At 74.9% G+C, this 3,817-nt stretch carries 5 protein-coding genes; all 5 read left to right on the forward strand.

Translation table 11 applies throughout. The features are described from left to right. Nucleotides 1-228, forward strand: a 228-nt coding sequence (locus Q6969_RS13945; protein ID WP_317230978.1) for a hypothetical protein, incomplete at its 5' end; no start/stop codon positions are given. A 114-nt stretch (nt 229-342) separates the two neighbouring features. Next, a complete protein-coding gene (locus tag Q6969_RS13950) occupies nt 343-1,086 on the forward strand; it encodes a PspA/IM30 family protein (RefSeq protein WP_086520663.1) in 744 nt (247 codons plus the stop codon). Nucleotides 1,087-1,211: 125 nt separating this feature from the next. After that, a complete protein-coding gene (locus Q6969_RS13955; RefSeq protein ID WP_317230979.1) occupies nt 1,212-1,859 on the forward strand; it encodes an NAD(P)-binding domain-containing protein in 648 nt (215 codons plus the stop codon). Nucleotides 1,860-1,955: 96 nt separating this feature from the next. Then, the gene (locus Q6969_RS13960; protein ID WP_317230980.1) at nt 1,956-2,798 is read left to right on the forward strand and encodes an arginase family protein; all 843 of its coding nucleotides are present in this window, start codon (nt 1,956-1,958) and stop codon (nt 2,796-2,798) included. An 89-nt stretch (nt 2,799-2,887) separates the two neighbouring features. Continuing rightward, nucleotides 2,888-3,784 (forward strand): crotonase/enoyl-CoA hydratase family protein, encoded by an 897-nt coding sequence (locus tag Q6969_RS13965; RefSeq protein WP_317230981.1) that lies wholly within the window; start codon nt 2,888-2,890, stop codon nt 3,782-3,784. The last annotated feature ends 33 nt before the right edge of the window (nt 3,785-3,817 follow it).

Below are 3,817 nucleotides of genomic sequence, written 5' to 3' on the forward strand. Positions count from 1 at the left end.
GGCGGCTACGGCGGCTACGGGGGCGGCATGATGGGCGGCCGCGGAGGCGGCGACGCGTTCGGCGGCGCCATCATGGGCGGCATCATCGGCGGCCTGCTGAGCGGTGGCGGCGGCGGCTGGGGAGGAGGCGGCGGCGGATTCGGCGGCGGCAGCTTCGGCGGCGGGGGCGGCGGATTCGGCGGCGGCGGAGGCGGCGACTTCGGCGGGGGCGGCGGAGGCGACTTCTAGCGGCCCGGCACCACCCCGCACGCGCACGACCGGCGAGACACACGAGAACGAGAACGAGAGCGACCCATGATCAACCCATTCCGACGTAGCAGTAGACGAGAAGGAGCAGCACCCATGTCCAAGCAGTCCATCCTCGGCCGCATCGCCCAGCTCGCGAAGGCCAACATCAACAACCTCATCGACCAGGCCGAGGACCCCCAGCTCATGCTGGACCAGATGGTGCGCGACTACACGGAGAGCATCCGCGAGGCCGAGAGCGCCGTCGCCCAGACCATCGGCAACCTGCGGATGATCGAGGACGACCACCGCGAGGACGTCCAGGCCGCGGGCGACTGGGGCCGCAAGGCCCTCGCCGCGAGCCAGAAGGCGGACGAGTACCGGAACGCGGGCAACACCCCGAACGCCGACAAGTTCGACGCGCTCGCCCGCGTCGCGCTGCAGCGCCAGATGCAGTCCGAGAGCGAGGCGAAGGGCGCCGAGCCCACCATCGCGTCGCAGACCGAGGTCGTGGAGAAGCTCAAGCAGGGCCTCGACACGATGCGCGGCAAGCTGCAGCAGCTGTCGTCCAAGCGCGACGAGCTGAACGCCCGCCAGAAGACGGTGCAGGCGCAGTCGCAGGTGCAGGACGCCATGAAGAGCATCGACATCATGGACCCGACCAGCGAGGTCAGCCGGTTCGAGCAGAAGATCCGCCGCGAGGAGGCCCGCGTCCGCGGCGCCGAGGAGCTGCAGGCCTCGAGCCTCGACGCGCAGTTCGAGGAGCTCGAGGACCTCGGCGAGCTGACCGAGGTGGAGGCGCGCCTCGCCGCGCTCAAGTCCGGCGGATCCGCGCCGAAGCAGGTCACGTCGGGCGAGTAGCCCACACCGCACCGCGGGCGCCGTCCCCTCCGGGGGCGGCGCCCGCGGTCGTTCCCGCCGCTGGCGGAGCTGGGAGCCGGGTGGACGTGCGGAATGCGCGGTCCGGATCGCCGGTTCCCCTCCCCATGACCACCATCGGAATCATCGGCGCCGGACTCATCGGCAGCCAGCTCGCCCGCCTGTTCGCCTCCACCGGCCACGACGTCGTCATCGCCAACTCGCGCGGCCCGGAGACGCTCGTCGACCTGATCGCCGAGCTCGGCGAGCACGCGCGCGCCGCGACCGTCCCGGAGGTCGCCGAGGCGGGCGAGATCGTCGTCGTGACGATCCCGCTGAAGAGCATCGACACCGTCCCCGTCGCCCCGCTCGCCGGCAAGGTCGTCATCGACACCGACAACTACTACCCGGAGCGCGACGGCCACATCGCCGAGCTCGACGACGAGACCACCACGACGGCGGAGATGCTGCAGCGGCACCTGCCCGAGTCGAAGGTCGTCAAGGCGTTCAACCACATCTACGCGGCCGACCTCACCACCGACGGCACCCCCGCCGGCACCCAGGGGCGCCGCGCGCTCGTCATCGCGGGCGACGACGCCGAGGCGAAGGCCGCCGTCGCCGGGATCCTCGACTCGTTCGGCTACGACGCCGTCGACGCGGGTCCGCTGGCGGAGGGCTGGCGCATCCAGCGCGACACCCCCGGCTACGGCCCGAAGCTCGACGCGGCCGGCCTCCGGACCGCCCTCGCCGAGGCGAAGCGCTACCGCGACATGTAGTCCTCCCTCCTCCCTCCCGACGATGCCCGTCGCCCGCGATCCCGACCGCGGGCGGCGGGCATCGCCATGTCCGCCGCCGCACGCGATACTGAGGGTGTGCCCGCCTCCTTCGTCGTCGTCCCCCAATGGCAGGGCTCGGGCTCGTCCCGCGCCATGAGGCTCGCGGACGGCGCCGAGGCGATCCGCGGCGACCTGCCCGCGTCCGCCACCCGCGTCGTCGAGGTGCCCGTCGAGGCGGGCGAGTCGCTCGGCACGGGCGTCCTCCGCTACGCGTCCCTCCTCGCGGTGCGCACGCGCCAGGAGGCGGCGCTGCAGGCGGCCTCCGCCGCGGCGTCCGGCCCGCTCGTCACCATCGGCGGCGACTGCGGCGTCGAGGTCGCGTCCATCGGCCACGCGGCCCGCGCGCACCCCGGCCTCGCGGTCCTCTGGCTCGACGCGCACGCCGACCTCAACACCCCCGCCTCCTCGCCCTCCGGCGCCTTCCACGGCATGGTGCTCCGCGCCGTCCTCGGGGAGGGCGTCGACGGGCTCGAGCTCCCGGCCGGCGCCGTCACGGCCGACCGGGTCGTGCTCGCGGGCGTCCGCGCCCTCGACGACGCCGAGTCGGACCTCGTGGACTCCCGCGGGATCGCGCTCGTCGGTGCCGACGCCGTGGGTCCCGAGGCCGTCGTCCGGGCCCTGCGCGCCACCGGGGCCACCGACGTCTACGTGCACGTCGACCTGGACGTGCTCGACCCGGGCGGCATGTCGGGCGTCGGCTACCCCGAGCCGTTCGGGCCGGACGTCCAGGCCGTCACCGAGACCATCAAGGCGCTGCGGCGGTCGTTCGGCCTCGCCGGCGCGGGCATCACCGAGTTCGCCCCCTCCTCCCCCGCCGCGGCGGTCGACGACATGGGCACGGTCCTCCGCATCATCGGGGCGCTGACCGGGCCCGTCTGATCCGCCGCGCGGCTGCGAGGTCCCGGACGGGAGGTCGCGGTCGGGCGCCCGCCCTGCGAGTCTGGGACGGAACCGACGAGGAGACCGCTGTGACCGACGACGCCCGCACCGCATCCGCCCCCGACCGCTCCCCCGCCACCGGCCCCGGCACCGGCCCCGGCACCGGCGACGCACCTTCCAGCACGACCGCCGACGACGCGCCCCGCGTGCGGGTCGAGCGGCGGGGGCACGTCCTCCTCATCGGGCTCGACCGGCCTGCCAAGCGCAACGCCGCCGACATGCGGATGCTCCGCGAGCTGGCGAGCGCCTACGGCCTCCTCGCCCGCGATCCGGAGCTGCGCGTCGGCGTGGTGCACGCGATCGGCGACCACTTCACGGGCGGCCTCGACCTCGCCGACGTCGCCCCGCACATCGGCCGCGGCCCGGGCGGCGGGCTCGACGCCGTGCCCGACGACGGCGTCGACCCGTGGCAGGTGAGCGGACCCGCCGTCGGCAAGCCCGTCGTCCTCGCGGTGCAGGGCATGTGCCTGACCCTCGGCATCGAGCTCGCCCTCGCGAGCGACGTTGTCGTCGCGGCCGCCGGCACGCGGTTCGGGCAGATCGAGGTGGCGCGCGGCATCCTGCCCTTCGGCGGCGCGACGCTCCGGTTCCCCGCCGTCGCGGGCTGGGGCGACGCCATGCGCTGGATGCTCACCGGCGACCTCTTCGACGCCGAGGAGGCCCGGCGCATGCGGATCGTGCAGGTCGTCGTGCCCGACGGCGAGCAGCTCGCGGCGGCCGTTGCCATCGCCGAGCGCATCGCCGCGCAGGCGCCGCTCGCCGTGCAGGCCACCCTTCGGAACGCCCGCACCGCCCTCCGCGAGGGGCCGGACGCGGCCGCCGCCGCGCTGCCGGCGGAGCTCGTGCGACTGGCCGGTTCCGAGGACGCGGCACGCGGCATGCGCGCGGCGGCGCTGCGGGAGCCGGCCGAGTTCCTCGGACGCTGATCCGCCCACCGACCGGCGACCGGGGCTGCCGGG

The sequence above is a fragment of the Clavibacter sp. MX14-G9D genome (assembly GCF_032917815.1).
Classification (GTDB): domain Bacteria; phylum Actinomycetota; class Actinomycetes; order Actinomycetales; family Microbacteriaceae; genus Clavibacter; species Clavibacter michiganensis_K.

Excerpts from the sequence above, each read along its gene's own strand:
- Q6969_RS13950 (WP_086520663.1), top strand. The coding sequence starts at position 343 with ATGTCCAAGCAGTCCATCCTCGGCCGCATCGCCCAGCTCGCGAAGGCC.
- Q6969_RS13955 (WP_317230979.1), top strand. The coding sequence starts at position 1,212 with ATGACCACCATCGGAATCATCGGCGCCGGACTCATCGGCAGCCAGCTC.